Origin of the sequence: Deinococcus psychrotolerans (assembly GCF_003860465.1) — a bacterium.
Classification (GTDB): Bacteria; Deinococcota; Deinococci; order Deinococcales; family Deinococcaceae; genus Deinococcus; species Deinococcus psychrotolerans.
On the sequence record NZ_CP034183.1, the window covers coordinates 2,722,111 to 2,737,746 of the forward strand.

Genomic DNA, 15,636 nt, shown 5'->3' on the forward strand with positions numbered 1-15,636 from the left:
ACGATTTTTATACGGCCCAGTTCAGTACGGCTCTTTTTTCTTCGCTGAGCAATTTACTTTGGGCACTCAGATAAGAAAACGGCCACTGGGCACTTGCTTACTGCGAGGGAACCTTGATCGCGCCGCTGATGATTTTGGCTTTGACGGCTTCGACTTTGGCAACTTGGGCGCTGGAGATCAGCGCTCTGTTGAATTCGTCGACCGAGTAGCCCACGCCGCCGTCTGAGAGGCCGAAGACGCGCGAGCCGCCTTTGAACTTGTCGGCCTTGACATCCATAATCAGGGCGTAGACGGCGTTGTCGACCCGTTTGGTCATGCTGGTCAGGCCATGGTTGAGCGTTTTGGGGTTGTTGTCAAAATCGCCGAGGTAGTTTTGGTTGCTGTCCACGCCGATAAAGAACATCGGACGGGTGTTGCCCGCGCAGGCCGAGAGGTAAGACGCCGACTTGGGCACCGCTTTGTAGTTGTCAGAAGTAAAGGTCACGCCTTTGGGCAGTTGGGTGGCCTTGAGGCACTGCTGCTGCTTGATGTAATCTTGCAGGCCTTTGCCCGACGCGCCCGCAGCGGCAAAAATAATGTCCGCACCCTTGGCTTTCATGCTGGCCGAGATTTCTTTGGCTTTGCCGGGGTTGTTCCAAGCGTCAGGCGTGGTGCCGACATACTGGCTGACGATCTTGACTTTGGGGTTGGCGGCTTTGGCTCCAGCGATGTAGCCCGCTTCAAATTTATGAATGAGAGGCACGTCCATTCCGCCGAGGAAGCCCAGCACGCCAGTTGAGCTGTTCAGGGCGGCGAGGTAGCCCACCAAGAAGCTGCCTTCCTGCTCTTTGAAGGTCATGCTCTGAACGTTTTTGGCATCGGAGACATCGTCCACCAAGCCGAAAGCGAGGTCGGGATTTTCTTTGGCGACCTGGGTGATGCTGGCGTTGTTGGCAAAGCCCACCGCGATGGTCAGGTCAAAGCCGTCTTTGGCAAAGCCGCGAATGCCCTGCACAGTCTGGCTGGGATCGGACGGCTCGAAATCCTTGACCGAGACGCCGCCTCCTTTCACGGCACGCTGCGAGCCTTCGTAGGCCGATTGGTTAAAGCTCTTGTCGAATTTGCCGCCCGCGTCGTAAGCCAGACCGACACGGATACCGCTTTGGGCGGCGGCCATGCTGCCAATCGAGAGGCTGCTGAGGGCGAGCAGGGAAAGGGTCAAGGCTGTTCTGGATAAATTCATCGGTAGTCCTCCTGATGGGTACGCTTGTCCGGTTTTGAGTGGCCGTCAAGCGGAGCGTGTTCTTGAACAGAAAGTATACGCGAAAGTCGGTAGAGCTAAAGGAAGCCTTAATCACGCAGTGGGGGGAGCACCGGGAAGCGGAGCGTGAAGCAGGGCAAAGCGCGGAATGCTAAGGTTGGGCCATGAGCGCTGAAAGGCAAACACCCCCGCAAGATTTGTCACAGGACAGAAAATCGCCGCACAAGAACTTGGAGGATGGCCCGACCTTACCGTCTGAACGTTACCTGTGGCTGATGGACGAACTGGCCCGCCACAACCGCCTTTATCATGAGCAGGACGCGCCCGAAATTGCCGACCATGACTATGACGCCCTGACCCGTGAGGCCCGCGCCCTGGAAGCCGAGCATCCCGATTGGTTGACGGAAGCGCCCTCGCCTGCCCAAGCCGTTGGTGGACTGCCCAGCAGCGCTTTCTTGCCGGTCAACCACCCCACCCCGATGACCAGTCTGGACAATGTCTTCGATGACGCGGAGTTGCGCGGCTTTCAAGACAAGCTCTCCCGCTCGCTCAACATCACGCCGGAAGCCGCCGACTTCGCCTATACCTGCGAGCTCAAAATCGATGGTCTGAGCGTCAACTTGTATTACCTGGACGGCGAACTTCAGTGGGCCGCCACACGCGGCAACGGCGTGACCGGCGAAATCGTCACCGCGCAGGTCTTGACCATCGCGGGTTTGCCGCAGAAAGTAGAAGGCCTGACCGGCGAACTGGAAGTGCGCGGCGAAGTGTACCTCAGCCGCGAGGAGTTCGCCGCCTTCAACGAGCGGGCCGAGGAATTGGGCACGCAGCCGCTCAAAAATCCCCGCAACGGAGCCGCCGGAGCGCTGCGTCAAAAAGACCCGAGCGTGACCCGTTCGCGCAATCTCAGCGCTATTTTGTACGCGCTGGGCAAGCGTGACGGTGTGCCAGCCAAGACCCAGTGGGAGGTGCTGGAATGGCTCAGGGCGCGTGGCTTTCCGGTCAGCGAGTATTCAAAGCAGGTTCGCGGCATCGAAGAAGCGGTGCAGTACCACGCCGATTTGCTGGCGGTGCGCGGCGACTTGCCGTTCGACGTGGACGGCACCGTCATCAAGCTCAATGACCTGCACCTCCAATCTGAATCCGGCTTCACCAGTCGGGCACCCAAATGGGCGATTGCCTATAAGTTTCCAGTGGAAGAAGCCCAGACCATTTTGGAAAGTGTCAGCATCAACGTGGGGCGCACCGGCAAACTGGCTCCGCTGGCCCACCTTTCGCCGCGCCTCTTGGAAGGGAGCACCGTCAGCAAAGCCACGCTGCACAACGAAGACTTTATCCGCGACCTCGATTTGCACATTGGCGACACGGTGCTGGTTCGCAAAGCGGGCGGCGTCATCCCCGAGATCGTGCGGGTGCTGCCAGAACTGCGCCCCGAGGGAGCTGTGCCGTTCGTGTTTCCGGATGTCTGCCCCATCTGCACCTTTCCCGCCGTGCGTGAGGAAGGCGACGCCAACCGCTACTGCACCAATCCCGAGTGCCCGGCCAAACTCTACGAGGGTCTGCGCTACTTCGTCTCACGCGGTGCGCTGGACATTCGCGGCATCGGTGAAAAGCTGACCCGCCAGCTCCTAGACACTGGACTGGTCAAAGACGCCGCCGACTTTTACGCGCTCACCGCCGAGCAACTTTCCGGCCTGGAGCGCGGCGGCGACAAAAAAGCCGCCAACGTACTGGCGCAGCTCGCGGAAAGCAAAGCCAAACCCCTGTGGCGCTTAATCAACGCGCTGGGCATGGCGGGTGTCGGAGACCGCAACGCCAAAGCGCTGGCCCGCGCCTTCGGTTCGCTGGCCGCGCTGGAAGCCGCCGCGCCCGAGCAGATCGAAGCGGTGCCCGGACTCGGCGGCGTGCTGGCCCAACGGGTCAGTAGCGAACTGGCTTCCGAGCGGTTGCAACGCTTGATCGCCAAGCTCCGCGCCGCCGGACTGGGCCAGCAAGTCAGCGAAACCGAAAGCCGCACGGCGGAACTCGCCGGCCTGAACTTCGTGCTGACTGGCAGCCTCAGCCGCCCGCGCGACGTGCTGAAAGCCGCTCTCGAAGCGCGGGGCGCTCGCGTGACCGGCAGCGTGACCGGCAAAACCAGTTATCTGGTGGCGGGCGAGGACGCCGGAAGCAAACTCAGCCGCGCTCAGGAACTTGAGATTCCGGTGCTGGACGAAGCGGGCCTCGCGGCGCTGCTGGAGGAAAAGGGAGCGGCAGGGCTGGAGTGAGCCGTTTGCTCAAAGGCCTTGAATCAGCCGCAGACCGTCTGCGACGCGCCGCAGCAACTCGGCGGGCAGTTGCCCAATCTGCGAATCCAGAAAGCTCCGGTCTACCGGAATCACTTGGGTGATATTGATCACGCTGTCTTGGGACAGCCCCGCCGCGAGCGCGGGGATGGCCACGTTGCCTGGCAGGTCGGCCAGCGCCAGATTGGTCGTGACCGACACGGCCAGCAGCGTTGCCAGCCATGAGCGGTTCCTCAGCGTGCTGAAGTCTCTGTCAGGTTTATTTCCTTGAGCTAAACTAATCAGCAACTTGGAAGCCGTGAGCGCTTCCGCGCCGCATAACAATTCGCCGCCCCGCGTACGACTGGGAGAAGTATGGAACTTGAAATCAGCAAAAACGTCCTGACCGACATCGCCACCTCGACCCTGGAGCGCATCGAGGGCCTGAGCATCGCCGTCGCCACGCCGCGCCCCGGCAAATTGGGCGAGGCGTTGAGCGAGTCACTCAGTGGTTCGCTGGGCAGCCTCGGCGCAGGGGAAATGCCGTCTTCGCGCCGTCCCAGAGCGCTTAAAATCACCCGCGACGGCCAGAGCGTGAGCCTAGAGGTCGGCGTCAATATCGAGTACGGCAAGAACTTGCACAAACTGGCGCAGCAAGCCCAAAATGCTCTGCAAGAAAATATCGAACTGATGACGGGCCTCAAAGTCAAAGCGGTCAATGTCACCGTGCAAAATCTGAGTTTGCCGGTGCCGAGCGCGGCTGCTCCTTCAGCGGGCAACGCGTGACCCGCCGCGAACGCGCCGCTGCTCAGCCGGTGGGCACCCGCCGCGCCGCCCGTGAATTTGCCTTCCGGGTGCTGTTCGAAGCCGGACAGGGTGGCCTAGACCTTCAACAAGTCTTTACCCGCAGCGAAGGTGCGATGCTTTCGGGCGACGACACCTACGTGCATCTCAACCCCGAAGCGCTTTCCTTTGCCCACGAGCTGACCTTCGGCTACCAAGCCAGCGCCGCCGAGATCAACGACTTGCTCCAGCGCACCATTCGCGGTTGGAGTTTCGAGCAGATGGCCCAGACCGACCTCAACGTGCTGCGGCTGGCGGTGTTTGAAATGCAGCATACGGCTGAAGCCCACCCGCCGATCATCGAAAGCGCCGTGCGGATTGCCCGCAAGTTCGGCGGTGACGATTCGGGCCGCTTTGTCAACGGCGTTCTGGGCGGCATGTCGCGCAGCATGGAAGCCCAGCCAAGCGGCGAAGCACAACATTGAGCGCCATGATTTTGGCTGGCCCGCCTGCCGCCCAAGCGCTGCTGGACGAAGCCCGGACGCGGGCCGCCGCTTTGCCGCGCCGCCCGGAACTGCACGTCATCCGGCTGGGCGAAGACCCTGCCAGCGTGAGTTATGTCAGCCTCAAGGAAAAAAAGGCGCTGGAAGTCGGGCTGGGCAGCACCGTTCACGCCCTGCCGAGTGCCACCAGCCAAGCCGAGCTCCTCTCGCTGATCGAGCGGCTGAATGCCGATCCCGCCGTCAGCGGCTTACTCGTTCAGTTGCCGCTGCCCGCTTTTATTGACAGTGAGCGTGTCCTGAACGCCATCAGCCCCGAAAAAGACGTGGACGGCTTTCACCCGGTCAATGTGGGGCGGCTCTGGACAGGCGCAGCCGCCTTGCCGCCCTGCACCCCCGCCGGGGTGGTGCGCTTGCTCGATTACTACGGCCTGCCGGTAGCCGGGCAGCGGGTGGTGATCGTGGGGCGCAGCAACATCGTGGGTAAACCGCTGGCGGCCCTGCTGCTGGCCCGCGACGCCACCGTGACCATCGCCCACTCGCGCACCCCCGATCTGGCGGCCCTGACCCGCGAAGCCGACATGGTGGTGGCGGCCGCCGGTAGACCACACCTGATCACCGCCGAGATGATCCGCCCCGGCGCAGTCGTCATTGATGTGGGGGTCAACCGGGTGGGGCAGACCAAGAGCGGCAAAGCCAAACTCGCCGGAGACGTTCACCCCGAGGTCGCTGAGATCGCCGCCGCGCTGACGCCTGTACCCGGCGGCGTCGGCCCGATGACGGTGGCCCACCTGATCATGAATACTGTTTTGGCCGCCGAGCGCCTGCAAGCCGGGGAGCAGCCGAGCGAGTTGGTTGAGGTCGAGCTTTTAGCATGAAGCGCGGGCCAAGTAGGCGAGTAGGCTTTCTCAGTTTTCACCGCTAAACTCAGTGCCAACTGTGACGCCTTCTTGTAGAGCTGCCCCATGAATTCGATTGCTGAGCTGCTGAGCAACCGCTGGCTGTGGACGGCCGTGTTTTCGAGCACCGGAGCGCAAATCGTCAAGGTATTGCTGATTTTGCTTTTCGAGCGGCGCTGGCGGCCCGAAAAAGCTTTGGAAACTGGCGGAATGCCCAGCAGCCACAGCGCCATGGTGTCGGCCTTGACCACCGGTGTGGCCCTTACAGAAGGACTGGGCAGCCCGCTCTTCGCGGTGGTGACCACCTTTGCCCTGATCGTGATGTACGACGCCACCGGGGTGCGCCACAGCAGCGGCCAGCAAGCCCGCCTGATCAACGAGCTGGTGGCCGAGCTGCGGGCAGTGGTGCGCGAAGGCTTTGCGCCCAAGCCGCTGAAGGTGCTGCTGGGCCACACCTATCTGGAAGTGCTGGTGGGCGGCATCATCGGCGTGGTGGCGGCGTTTCTGGCGTTTCGTTGGCTATGAGTTGCGGCTACTGAGTAGGCCTACTTGATGTATGAACCGCACGAGCAAGTGGAGCCCTCGAATCAGCTCCACCGTGAACATCCCCTCTAACCCCTGACGAGATCGGCTGTGAGCGCGGATGGGGACACTATTCCGCCCATGGCCGTATCCGCCACGCCCTCCGCAAATTCACGCGCACGCAGCGGCCCTCCCGCTTTGTACCAGCGGTAAGTCCAGTTGACGGCCCCCAGCAAAATATTGGCGGTCATCTGCGCCGAAACCGGCGAGGTCAGCACGCCCTCGTCCAGCCCGCGCTGCACCACGCTGAGTAGAGTGTGCTCGTAGTGCTGTCTCTCCTGGCGCATCGGGCCGCTGACGGTGGGCGGCAATTCCAGTTCTTCCTCGTAAAAGACCCGCAGCAAACGTTGACGGGTAATGGTGTAGAGCACGCGCTGCACCAAGACTTCGCGCAATGTTTCGGCGGCGCTGAGGCCGAGGTCGATCACCGCCTGCATGATGGCGGTGTTTTCGGCGATAACCTCGGTATAAAGCAGCGTCAGGAGTTCTTCTTTACTCTGGACATAGTGATACAAACTGGCCTTGCTCATGCCCAGCGCGGCGGCGAGTTCACGCATCGAGGCGGCGCGGTAGCCATGCGTGCTGAACAGTTCGGCGGCGGCGGCGTAGATTTCCCGCCGGCGGGCCTGCACCTTTTGCTGCACTTTCAGACTCTCTGATCGCCTTTGCCGCACACTCATCACCTGACCCTAGCGCCCGCGCACCGCGCCGTGTTAAGCTCGGGCTATTAAAAATCCAACCGAGCGGTTGAACTTTACAGGATTTAAAGGTTGGCCGCGTGTTTGAGGAGCATTCATGAGTTCGCCCACTGTCCGTTTACCGCGTTACCGAAGCGCTCTGTTTGCTCCCGCCAACCAGCTCGAAGTCCTTAAAAAACTGCCGCGCTCACGTCCTGATTTGGCCATCTTGGACTTGGAAGACGCCGTGCCGGACAGCGCAGAGGCCAAGCAACAGGCCAGACAGGTGGCCAGGGAAGCCCAAGTCTGGTTGGCCGCCCACCACCCTGAACAGGCGGTATACCTGCGCCTGAATGCCGTCCAGTCGCCTTATTTCGCCGACGACTTGGACGCCTTGACGCCCACGCTGGCGGGTGTGGTGCTTCCCAAACTCGAACGCGCCGCCGACCTGGCAGAAGCGGTCGAGCAGTTCGGGGCGCGTGGCCTGGCCCACCTTCAGATCATGGCCGGACTGGAAACAGTGGCCGGAGTGGAAAACGCGGGCGAGCTGCTGCAAGGCCCAGGTAAAGGCCCAAGCAAAGGCCCAAGCAAAGGCGCAGTCAAAGGGGCAGTCACCTCGGCTTATTTCGGCGCTGAAGATTACGTGGCCGATTTGGGCGGCGTGCGAACCGCAGCGGGTTTGGAAGTGCTGTACCCACGCTCACGGGTGGCGATGCTGGCGCGGCTCTTTGGCGTGGCGGCTTACGACATCGTGGTGACCAAACTGCGCGACGACGCCGCTTTTCTGGAAGATGCCAGGGTGGGGCGCTCGCTCGGCTACGGCGGCAAGCTGTGCATCCACCCGGCTCAGGTCGCACTCTCGCATCAGGTGTTTAGCCCTTCACCGGAAGAAATCAAGCGGGCTTGGGCGCTGCTGGCCGCTTACGAGCAGGGCCAGCAGCAGGGGCGCGGTGTGATCGCCTTCGAGGGCCAGATGGTTGACGCGCCGATGCTGGTGCGGGCGCGGGCGGTTCTGGCGAGCGCGGAGGTGGAAGCGTGAGCCAGTCATCCGGCACTGCCCGCCCGCCCGGTAAATACTTTGAAGAACTGCCGGTCGGCGCGGTGATTCGGCACTACGTGACCCGCACCCTCACCGAGGCCGATAACGTGCTGTTCACGACCATGACCATGAACCCCCAGCCGCTGCACCTCGATGCCGAGTACGCGGCCCAGACTGAGTTCGGGGAGAGATTGGTCAATTCCATGCTGACGCTGAGTTTGCTCGTCGGCCTGAGCGTCTACGAACTGACGCTGGGTACGCTGGTTGCCAATCTGGGCTTTTCGGAGATCAGCTTTCCCAAGCCGGTCAAGCACGGCGACACCCTGCGTGCCGAGAGTGAAGTGGTGGCCCGCCGGGAATCTGGCTCACGCCCGGAAGCCGGAATCGTCACCTTCGAGCACCGCGCCTTTAATCAGCGCGGCGAACTGGTGGCGCAGTGTAAGCGCAGCGCCCTGATGCAAAAACAACCAGCGCAAAAACAACCCGTACACAAGGAACCCTCATGACCCAGACCACCACCAGCTTATGGGCCGACGCCCTGACCCGCCTCGACACCGACGCCGCCCAAGTCCGACTCGGCGGCGGCCCCAAGGCCCAGCAGCGCCAGCACGATAAAAACCGCTTGACCGCCCGTGAGCGCATCAGCCGCCTGGTAGACGAAGGGACGCCGTTTGACGAGCTGATGACCTTCGCCGGTTGGGAAATGTACACCGACGTGGGGGGCTGCCCCAGCGGCGGCACGGTGACGGGCATCGGCACGGTTCACGGGCGGCCCTGGATGATGATCGCCAACGACGCCACCGTCAAGGCGGGTGCGTTCTTTCCGATCACCGCCAAGAAAGTCATTCGGGCGCAGACCATCGCCTTTGAAAACCACTTGCCGGTGATGTACCTCGTCGACTCGGCGGGCGTGTACTTGCCGATGCAGGACGAGATTTTTCCCGACCAAGACGACTTCGGGCGGGTCTTTTACCTGAATGCCCGGATGAGCGCCGCCGGAATCCCGCAGCTCGCCGCCATCATGGGCAACTGCGTGGCGGGCGGAGCTTACTTGCCGGTGATGTGCGACACGCTGATCATGACCGAGGGCAGCGGCCTGTATCTGGCTGGCCCGGCGCTGGTCAAAGCGGCGATTGGGCAAACCGTGGACTCGGAAGACCTCGGCGGCGCGGCCATGCATGCCCAGATTGCCGGAACGGTGGACTACCGTGAGCCCGACGACGACGCGGCCATCAAGCGTCTGCGTTCGCTGGCTGACCTCTACGCTGAGGGCGACGTGGCGGGCTGGGCCAAGCGCAGAAGGGAAGTCTTGCCGCCGTCCAACTCGGATCTGACCGACTTGGTGGCTTTCGACTCCGCCAAGCCCTACGACGTGCGCGACCTCATCGCGGCCATCAGCGATATGACGCCGGAAGGCGAGAGCAGTTTTCAGGAATTCAAGGCTGAGTACGGCGAGACGCTGGTGTGCGGCTTTGCGCGGCTGGGCGGCTTTCCGGTGGCGTATGTGGCCAACCAGCGCACTGTCATCAAGAAAAAGCTCAAGGCGGGCGGTGAACCGGGTCTGCGAACCCGCATCGAAGTCGGCGGCGTCATCTACGGCGACAGCGCCGACAAGGCTGCCCGCTTTATTCTGGATGCCAACCAAGCTGGAACGCCCCTCATCTTCGTGTCGGACGTGACCGGCTTCATGGTGGGCCGCGACTCGGAGCAAGAAGGCATCATCCGGCGCGGAGCCAAGCTGGTCAACGCCGTGTCCAACTCGGTGGTGCCCAAGCTCACGCTGATCACCGGCGGCAGCTTCGGAGCAGGCAACTACGCCATGAACGGCAAAGCCTTCGGCCCGCGTTTCCTGTTCGCCTGGCCCAGCGCCAAATACGCGGTCATGAGCGGCAACGCGGCGGCCAAAACTCTGCTGGATATTCAACTGGCCGCCCTCAAACGCGGCGGCCACGAACCCGACGACGAGGAGCTTTTGCGGCTCTACAACGAGGTTAAGGGCAAGTACGACACCGAACTCGACCCGCGCTACGCCGCCTCGCGGTTGTGGGTCGACGAGATCATCAAACCCGGCGACACCCGCGAGCGCCTGATCCGCGCCCTGGAAGTCTGCGCGGGGCAGGCCAAGTCGGAGGAATTCAAGGTGGGGGTGTTTCAGGTGTGAGCATGGCGGACTTGTTTTTCCCACGGGCCACTCAGCACAAGTACGGTTGTCAAGGAGCCTTATGAGCACCCAGCCCCCCCTGCTCGACCAGCCTCTGATTCCTCCCAGCGACGCTCTGCGGCGTCAGGCTCCCGTGTCAGTGCAGGAAGCCGAGCGCCTGAAAGCCTTGCCGCCCACCGAATACTGGGCTGAAATGGCGGGCGAACTGGAATGGGACGAGGGCTGGACGAAAATCCTAGACGGTGAGCTGGGCGACTTCCGCTACTTCGTGGGCGCGAAGGGCAATGTCAGCGTCAACTGCTTGGACCGCCACGCCGAGAAAACGCCCGACAAAGTGGCCCTGCACTACGAGCGCGAGGACGGCCTGACTGAAACCTGGACGTATCAGCAACTCACCACCGAAACCGCCCGCTTTGCCGCCGTGCTGGAAGACATGGGTGTGCAAAAAGGCGATAGGGTGTCGCTGCTGCTCTCCAACATCCCCGAGGCCTTCATCGCCATTCACGCCTGCTACCGCATCGGCGCGATCTACTCGGTGATTTTCGCGGGCTTCTCGGCGGCAGCGGTGCGTGACCGATTGGAAGACGCCCGTCCCAAAGTCGTTGTCGTGGCCGACGGCACGCTGCGGCGCGGCAAAGTGGTCGCTCTCAAGCCTGTGCTGGACGAAGCGAGGCGCGGGATTGACAGTATCAAGCACGTGGTCGTCATCAACCGGCTGAACTTAGACACCGATAGGCAATCCGATGAACACGGCTGTGCTGAACATGACTGGGCCACCCTGATGACCCGCACCCGCCGCCTGGCCGCGCCTGTGATGCTGGAGGCCAATGACCCCGGCTTCATCATCTATACCTCCGGCACGACCAGCAAACCCAAGGGGCTGGTGCATTCGGGCCTGGGCTTCCTGGTCGGCACCTACGCCAACGTCAAATGGTCGCTCAACCTGCGCCCCGAGGACAGCTACTGGTGTACGGCGGACGTGGGCTGGCTGGTAGTACCGATCTTCGCGCTGGTCGGCGGCATGGCCCACGGCGTCACGCAGGTGCTCTACGAGGGCAGCATCGACACGCCCAGCCCCAGTCGCCCGTATGAGTTGGTGGAGAAGTACGGCGTCAACAAGATTTTTACCGCCCCCACCGCTCTGAGGATGCTGCGCCGCGCCGGACAAAGTGCTTTGGCGGGCCGTGACCTGAGCAAAGTGGAACTCATCTCGTTGGTGGGCGAGCCGCTCGACCCTGAAACTTGGCACTGGACAGTGGACACCTTCGGGGCTTTTGTCAACAACACCTACGGCCAAACCGAAACTGGCACCGCCTGGGCCTCGGCCATCGTCGGCGCGACCGATACCAAAGCCGGGTCGTGCGGCGAAGCGCTGCCCGGCTACCGCGCCGAGGTCGTGGGTGAAGACGGCCAGCCGGTGGCCGCCGGTCAACTCGGTGTCCTGACGCTGACCGAGCCGTTTCCCTGCCTCGCCCGTACGGTCTGGGGCAGCCCGGAGCGCTACCATGAGACCTACTTCAGCGAGTTTCCGGGCCGCTACGCCAGCGCCGACGCCGCCATGCTCGATGAAGACGGCCAACTCTGGGTGACGGGCCGGGTAGACGACGTGATGAACGTGTCGGGCCACCGCATCGGCACTATGGAATTGGAGGCTGCCCTGATCACCCACCCAGCGGTCAGCGAGGCGGCAGTGGTGGCGCAGTCCGACGAACTGCGCGGCGCGGTGCCAGTGGCCTTCGTGGTGCCGCGTGCGGGAGCGGGAGAGAGCAGACAGCTCAGCGAAGAACTGGCCGAAGCCATTGTGGTCGGCGTGGGCAAATACGCCCGCCCCGCCGCCGTCTACGTGGTGCCGACCCTGCCCCGCACCCGCAGCGGCAAGATCATGCGCCGCTTGCTGCGTGACCTCTTGGAACACGGCGAAGTGCGCGGTGACCTGAGCAGCTTGGAAAACCCCGACGCGCTGGAGGTGGTGCTTGGGCATATCCGAATGTGAACAGTTGGCTGGCCCTCGCCCCCGCTCCGCCCACACCCCATGACCTCATCCCCACAAGGAGAACCAAAATGACGACCCTTCCCTACGATTTGACCGACGACCAGCGCACCATTCTCAGCGCCCTCACCGCCTTCCTCAAAAAAGAAGTGGCTCCCGGCTCGGCAGAGCGCGACCAGACCGGCGAATTTCCGATGCAGATCGTCAAAAGTCTGGGCGAAATGGGCATCATGGGCGCTCAGACGCCCGCAGAGTACGGCGGCTCAGAGCTGGACACCCCCACCTTCGCGATGATCATCGAAGAAATCGCGGTTTACGACGGCTCGCTGTGCTTGACCGTCGCCTCGCACAACTCGCTGTGCCAGGGCCACATCCTGATCGGCGGCACCGAAGCGCAAAAGCAGAAGTTTTTGCCTGACCTCGCCGCCGCCAACAAGCTGGGCGCGTGGGGCCTGACCGAACCTGGCAGCGGCTCGGACAGCGGCGGCCTCGCCACCCGCGCCGTGGAGCAGCCGGACGGAAGCTGGATTCTCAACGGCTCCAAAAACTTCATCACGCAGGGCAGCGTGGCCGGAACCTACGTGGTCTTGGCCCGCACCGACGCGCCCAGAGCCGGCAAAGGCAAAAACGACGGCATCAGCGCATTTGTCTTTAACCGGGATGAAGTGGAGGGCTTTAGTGTGGGCCGCAAGGAAGACAAGCTGGGCCTGCGCAGCAGCGACACCGCCCAACTGGTTTTCGAGAATATTCACCTGTCCGCCGACGCCCTGCTGGGCGCACGCGGTCAAGCGTTCAAAGACGTGATGAAGGTGCTGGACGGCGGACGCATCGGCATCGGCTCGATGGGGCTGGGACTGGGCCGCGCCGCGCTTGAGTTTGCCACCAAGTACGGCATGGAGCGCGAGCAGTTCGGCAAGCCGATTGCGCTCAATCAAGCGCTGAGCTTCCGCCTGGCCGACATGGACACCGAGCTGGAAGCGGCGAGACTCCTGATTCGCAAAGCCGCCGATCTCAAAGACGCCGGACGCGATTTTACGGTCGCGGCGTCGCGGGCCAAGCTGTTTGCCACCGAAAAGGGACTGGCCGCCTGTGACAGCGCCATTCAGATGCTGGGCGGCTACGGATACATCAAGGAGTACCCGGTCGAGCGTTTCTGGCGCGACAACCGCCTGACCACCATCGGCGAGGGCACCAGCGAGGTGCAGCGCATGATTATCAGCCGGGCAGTGACGGCCAAGTTCGCGGCGGAGATGGTCACGGCTTAAGTGGGTTGGGTGGGGGCAAGGGCTTTTTGTCTTGGCAGACGGCCCACCCACACCCCCCAACCCCCTAGCCCCTTGGAGGGGCCAGGGGGAGCTGTTGGAGGCGGCTTTGGCCGTGTTTCTCTGATGCGTCATCACGGGTAGTTGGCGACTTAGTAGGCACTCGGTTGGCTCTACAAGCAGATAAGGCCCGCTTTCCTTTCGGACGGCGGGCCTTGTTTGTGGATTGTGGTGGTGTTGCGGAGATGGAGGTGGGCGGTCAAAAGCATTCGCTTTGCTCACCTACCCCTCCTGGGCCAAAGGCTAAAGACCCAACTCACTCCTCTTTTGAAGCCAACCTTCGCCTTCCCATTTCTCAAACTGGCCCAGTCTTAAACGCAGCGGCCAGAACGCTACCGAAGGCTCAGCCGTGGAGAACGCCGGAGGAAGGAGGCAATAGAAACGCTGCGCAGACACAGTGCCGAGCGCAGCGACTAGCTCCCTCGCCCCACTGGGGCGGGGGCTGGGGGGTGGGGAAGACGACGCATTAGCCCAAAAGCCAAAGCCCAAAACGCCTTCCAACTCAAGCGTTATATGTACTGCTCGACGTACTCCCGCCACGCCCCGTCCAATTGGTGTGGAAGAACTCGCCGCGCGGCTTGTCCACCCGCTCATAGGTGTGCGCCCCAAAGTAATCGCGCTGGGCCTGCAAAATGTTGGCGCTGAGGCGCTCGCTGCGGTAGCCGTCATAGTAAGCCAGAGCGCTGGAAAAGGCCGGGGCCCATACTCCGCGCAGGGCGGCGGCCGCCACCACTTGCCGCCACGCTCCCTGAGCACTTCCCACCGCGTCGGTGAAATAGCTGTCGAGCAGCAAGTTGGGCAGTTCGCCGTTTTGGTCGAAGGCGGCTTTGATCTTGTCCAAAAAGGCGGCGCGGATGATGCAGCCGCCGCGCCACATCTGCGCGACGCTGCCGAAGTTCAGCTTCCAGCCGTACTCGGCAGCCGCCAACTCCATCATCTGAAAGCCCTGTGCATACGAGCAGATTTTGGAAGCGTAGAGGGCTTGCCGGACTTGCTCCACGAAGATGTCTTTGTCGGGGGCGTCCACCGCGTCGGGGCCGCGCAGCACTTTGCTGGCGGCCACCCGCTGGTCTTTAAGCGCACTCAGGATGCGGGCGAACACTGCCTCGGCGATGGTGTTGGCCGGTGCGCCCACGTCGAGCGCGGTGACCGAAGTCCATTTGCCCGTCCCTTTTTGTCCGGCGGTGTCCAGAATCACGTCCACCATCGGCTTACCAGTTTCGTCATCCACTTTCCGCAAAATTTCGGCGGTAATTTCAATCAGGTAACTGTCGAGTTCACCCTTGTTCCACTCGTCAAAAATCTGGCCGATTTCGGGGGCCGACAAGCCCAGTGCGCCGCTGAGCAAGCTGTACGCTTCAGAAATCATCTGCATGTCGGCGTATTCGATGCCGTTGTGTACCATCTTGACAAAGTGCCCCGCGCCGCCTTCGCCCACCCAATCGCAGCAGGGCTGGCCGCCGACCTGCGCGGCAATTTTTTGGAAGATCGGCCCCACCTCCGGCCAAGCCTTGGCGTTGCCACCCGGCATGATGCTGGGGCCGGTCAGCGCCCCTTCCTCGCCGCCCGACACGCCCGCGCCAACAAACAAAATGTTCTTTTCGGCCAGCGCTTTCTCGCGCCGCACCGTGTCGGGAAAATGGGTGTTGCCGCCGTCGATGATGATGTCGCCTTCGTCGAGTAGGGGCGTGATCATGTCAATAAAAGTGTCCACGGCGGGGCCAGCTTTGATCATCAGCATCACTTTGCGCGGCTTTTTGAGCAAGCTGATGAAGGTCGGGAGGTCGTCTGCGCCCAGAATGCTCAGGCCCTTGGCGCGGCCCACCACGAAGTCGTCCACCTTGCTGGTGGTGCGGTTAAAAGCCGCCACCGTAAAGCCTTTGGAGGCCATGTTGAGAATGAGATTCTCGCCCATGACTGCCAGCCCAATCACGCCGATATCGGCTGTGGCCTCCGCGACGGGCGCATAAATAAGTTGGTTACCGCTCACTGCTTCGGAGCGAACGGCGTGGGCGCTGGCTACAGGCGTAGGGGTGTTGTCATCTGGTTTGGTCATGGGTGCAGCTCCTTTGAGGGTGGAAGGAAGGTGAGCGGCGGGTCAGATTTGCTGTTTTTAATATAGGCTCAGCGCGGATGAGGCGCTCAAGCGGGAAGCCGGTTACAACAAAGGAGGCGCAGC

Annotated in this window: 14 protein-coding genes; 10 read left to right on the top strand and 4 right to left on the bottom strand. The window is 62.4% G+C overall.

What is annotated here, in order from left to right; translation table 11 throughout:
• Window positions 1-97: 97 nt before the first annotated feature.
• Entirely contained in the window at window positions 98-1,222 is a 1,125-nt protein-coding gene (locus EHF33_RS13435) for a BMP family lipoprotein (protein ID WP_124872520.1), read from the bottom strand.
• A gap of 293 nt (window positions 1,223-1,515) precedes the next feature.
• Here EHF33_RS13435 and ligA point away from each other — a divergent pair, with 293 nt between their 5' ends.
• Window positions 1,516-3,507, top strand: coding sequence for an NAD-dependent DNA ligase LigA (ligA, locus tag EHF33_RS13440; protein ID WP_241191330.1), 1,992 nt, complete (start codon window positions 1,516-1,518; stop codon window positions 3,505-3,507).
• A gap of 9 nt (window positions 3,508-3,516) precedes the next feature.
• On the opposite strand, the gene EHF33_RS13445 is transcribed toward ligA, so the two are convergent.
• Complete coding sequence (locus tag EHF33_RS13445; protein ID WP_124872524.1) at window positions 3,517-3,849, bottom strand: type II toxin-antitoxin system PemK/MazF family toxin; 333 nt, start codon at window positions 3,847-3,849, stop codon at window positions 3,517-3,519.
• A gap of 30 nt (window positions 3,850-3,879) precedes the next feature.
• Between EHF33_RS13445 and EHF33_RS13450 the strand changes: the two genes are divergently transcribed.
• The 4 genes from EHF33_RS13450 (at window position 3,880) to EHF33_RS13465 (ending at window position 6,211) form a co-directional block, all read left to right on the top strand.
• On the top strand, window positions 3,880-4,290 hold the full coding sequence (locus tag EHF33_RS13450) for an Asp23/Gls24 family envelope stress response protein (RefSeq protein WP_124872526.1): 411 nt from the start codon (window positions 3,880-3,882) through the stop codon (window positions 4,288-4,290).
• Entirely contained in the window at window positions 4,287-4,772 is a 486-nt protein-coding gene (nusB, locus tag EHF33_RS13455) for a transcription antitermination factor NusB (RefSeq protein ID WP_124872528.1), read from the top strand. Before EHF33_RS13450 ends, nusB begins: the two co-directional genes overlap by 4 nt.
• A 5-nt stretch (window positions 4,773-4,777) precedes the next feature.
• The gene (locus EHF33_RS13460; RefSeq protein WP_124872530.1) at window positions 4,778-5,665 is read left to right on the top strand and encodes a bifunctional 5,10-methylenetetrahydrofolate dehydrogenase/5,10-methenyltetrahydrofolate cyclohydrolase; all 888 of its coding nucleotides are present in this window, start codon (window positions 4,778-4,780) and stop codon (window positions 5,663-5,665) included.
• 87 nt (window positions 5,666-5,752) lie between these two features.
• Window positions 5,753-6,211, top strand: coding sequence for a divergent PAP2 family protein (locus tag EHF33_RS13465; RefSeq protein WP_124872532.1), 459 nt, complete (start codon window positions 5,753-5,755; stop codon window positions 6,209-6,211).
• 86 nt (window positions 6,212-6,297) lie between these two features.
• Here EHF33_RS13465 and EHF33_RS13470 read toward each other — a convergent pair whose 3' ends face one another.
• Window positions 6,298-6,948 carry a TetR/AcrR family transcriptional regulator gene (locus EHF33_RS13470; protein ID WP_124872534.1) on the bottom strand — a complete coding sequence of 217 codons (651 nt, stop codon included), beginning with the start codon at window positions 6,946-6,948 and terminating at the stop codon, window positions 6,298-6,300.
• 115 nt (window positions 6,949-7,063) lie between these two features.
• Here EHF33_RS13470 and EHF33_RS13475 point away from each other — a divergent pair, with 115 nt between their 5' ends.
• The 5 genes from EHF33_RS13475 to EHF33_RS13495 all read left to right on the top strand — a co-directional run bounded on the left by EHF33_RS13475 (window position 7,064) and on the right by EHF33_RS13495 (window position 13,400).
• A complete protein-coding gene (locus EHF33_RS13475) occupies window positions 7,064-7,984 on the top strand; it encodes an HpcH/HpaI aldolase/citrate lyase family protein (protein WP_124872536.1) in 921 nt (306 codons plus the stop codon).
• Window positions 7,981-8,490, top strand: a complete 510-nt coding sequence (locus tag EHF33_RS13480) for a MaoC family dehydratase (RefSeq protein WP_124872538.1) — start codon at window positions 7,981-7,983, stop codon at window positions 8,488-8,490. The genes EHF33_RS13475 and EHF33_RS13480 overlap by 4 nt, the downstream gene beginning before the upstream one ends.
• On the top strand, window positions 8,487-10,145 hold the full coding sequence (locus EHF33_RS13485; RefSeq protein WP_124872540.1) for an acyl-CoA carboxylase subunit beta: 1,659 nt from the start codon (window positions 8,487-8,489) through the stop codon (window positions 10,143-10,145). Before EHF33_RS13480 ends, EHF33_RS13485 begins: the two co-directional genes overlap by 4 nt.
• A gap of 61 nt (window positions 10,146-10,206) precedes the next feature.
• Window positions 10,207-12,138, top strand: coding sequence for an acetate--CoA ligase (locus tag EHF33_RS13490; RefSeq protein ID WP_124872542.1), 1,932 nt, complete (start codon window positions 10,207-10,209; stop codon window positions 12,136-12,138).
• A 68-nt stretch (window positions 12,139-12,206) separates the two neighbouring features.
• Entirely contained in the window at window positions 12,207-13,400 is a 1,194-nt protein-coding gene (locus EHF33_RS13495) for an acyl-CoA dehydrogenase family protein (protein WP_124872544.1), read from the top strand.
• Between the two features lie 559 nt (window positions 13,401-13,959).
• Here EHF33_RS13495 and gnd read toward each other — a convergent pair.
• Complete coding sequence (gnd, locus tag EHF33_RS13500) at window positions 13,960-15,513, bottom strand: decarboxylating NADP(+)-dependent phosphogluconate dehydrogenase (RefSeq protein WP_124872546.1); 1,554 nt, start codon at window positions 15,511-15,513, stop codon at window positions 13,960-13,962.
• Window positions 15,514-15,636 lie beyond the last annotated feature (123 nt).

Excerpts from the sequence above, each read along its gene's own strand:
- EHF33_RS13490 (WP_124872542.1), top strand. The coding sequence starts at position 10,207 with ATGAGCACCCAGCCCCCCCTGCTCGACCAGCCTCTGATTCCTCCCAGC.
- EHF33_RS13435 (WP_124872520.1), bottom strand. The coding sequence starts at position 1,222 with ATGAATTTATCCAGAACAGCCTTGACCCTTTCCCTGCTCGCCCTCAGC.
- EHF33_RS13470 (WP_124872534.1), bottom strand. The coding sequence starts at position 6,948 with ATGAGTGTGCGGCAAAGGCGATCAGAGAGTCTGAAAGTGCAGCAAAAG.
- EHF33_RS13450 (WP_124872526.1), top strand. The coding sequence starts at position 3,880 with ATGGAACTTGAAATCAGCAAAAACGTCCTGACCGACATCGCCACCTCG.
- EHF33_RS13485 (WP_124872540.1), top strand. The coding sequence starts at position 8,487 with ATGACCCAGACCACCACCAGCTTATGGGCCGACGCCCTGACCCGCCTC.
- EHF33_RS13475 (WP_124872536.1), top strand. The coding sequence starts at position 7,064 with ATGAGTTCGCCCACTGTCCGTTTACCGCGTTACCGAAGCGCTCTGTTT.
- EHF33_RS13465 (WP_124872532.1), top strand. The coding sequence starts at position 5,753 with ATGAATTCGATTGCTGAGCTGCTGAGCAACCGCTGGCTGTGGACGGCC.
- ligA (WP_241191330.1), top strand. The coding sequence starts at position 1,516 with ATGGACGAACTGGCCCGCCACAACCGCCTTTATCATGAGCAGGACGCG.
- gnd (WP_124872546.1), bottom strand. The coding sequence starts at position 15,513 with ATGACCAAACCAGATGACAACACCCCTACGCCTGTAGCCAGCGCCCAC.
- EHF33_RS13460 (WP_124872530.1), top strand. The coding sequence starts at position 4,778 with ATGATTTTGGCTGGCCCGCCTGCCGCCCAAGCGCTGCTGGACGAAGCC.
- EHF33_RS13495 (WP_124872544.1), top strand. The coding sequence starts at position 12,207 with ATGACGACCCTTCCCTACGATTTGACCGACGACCAGCGCACCATTCTC.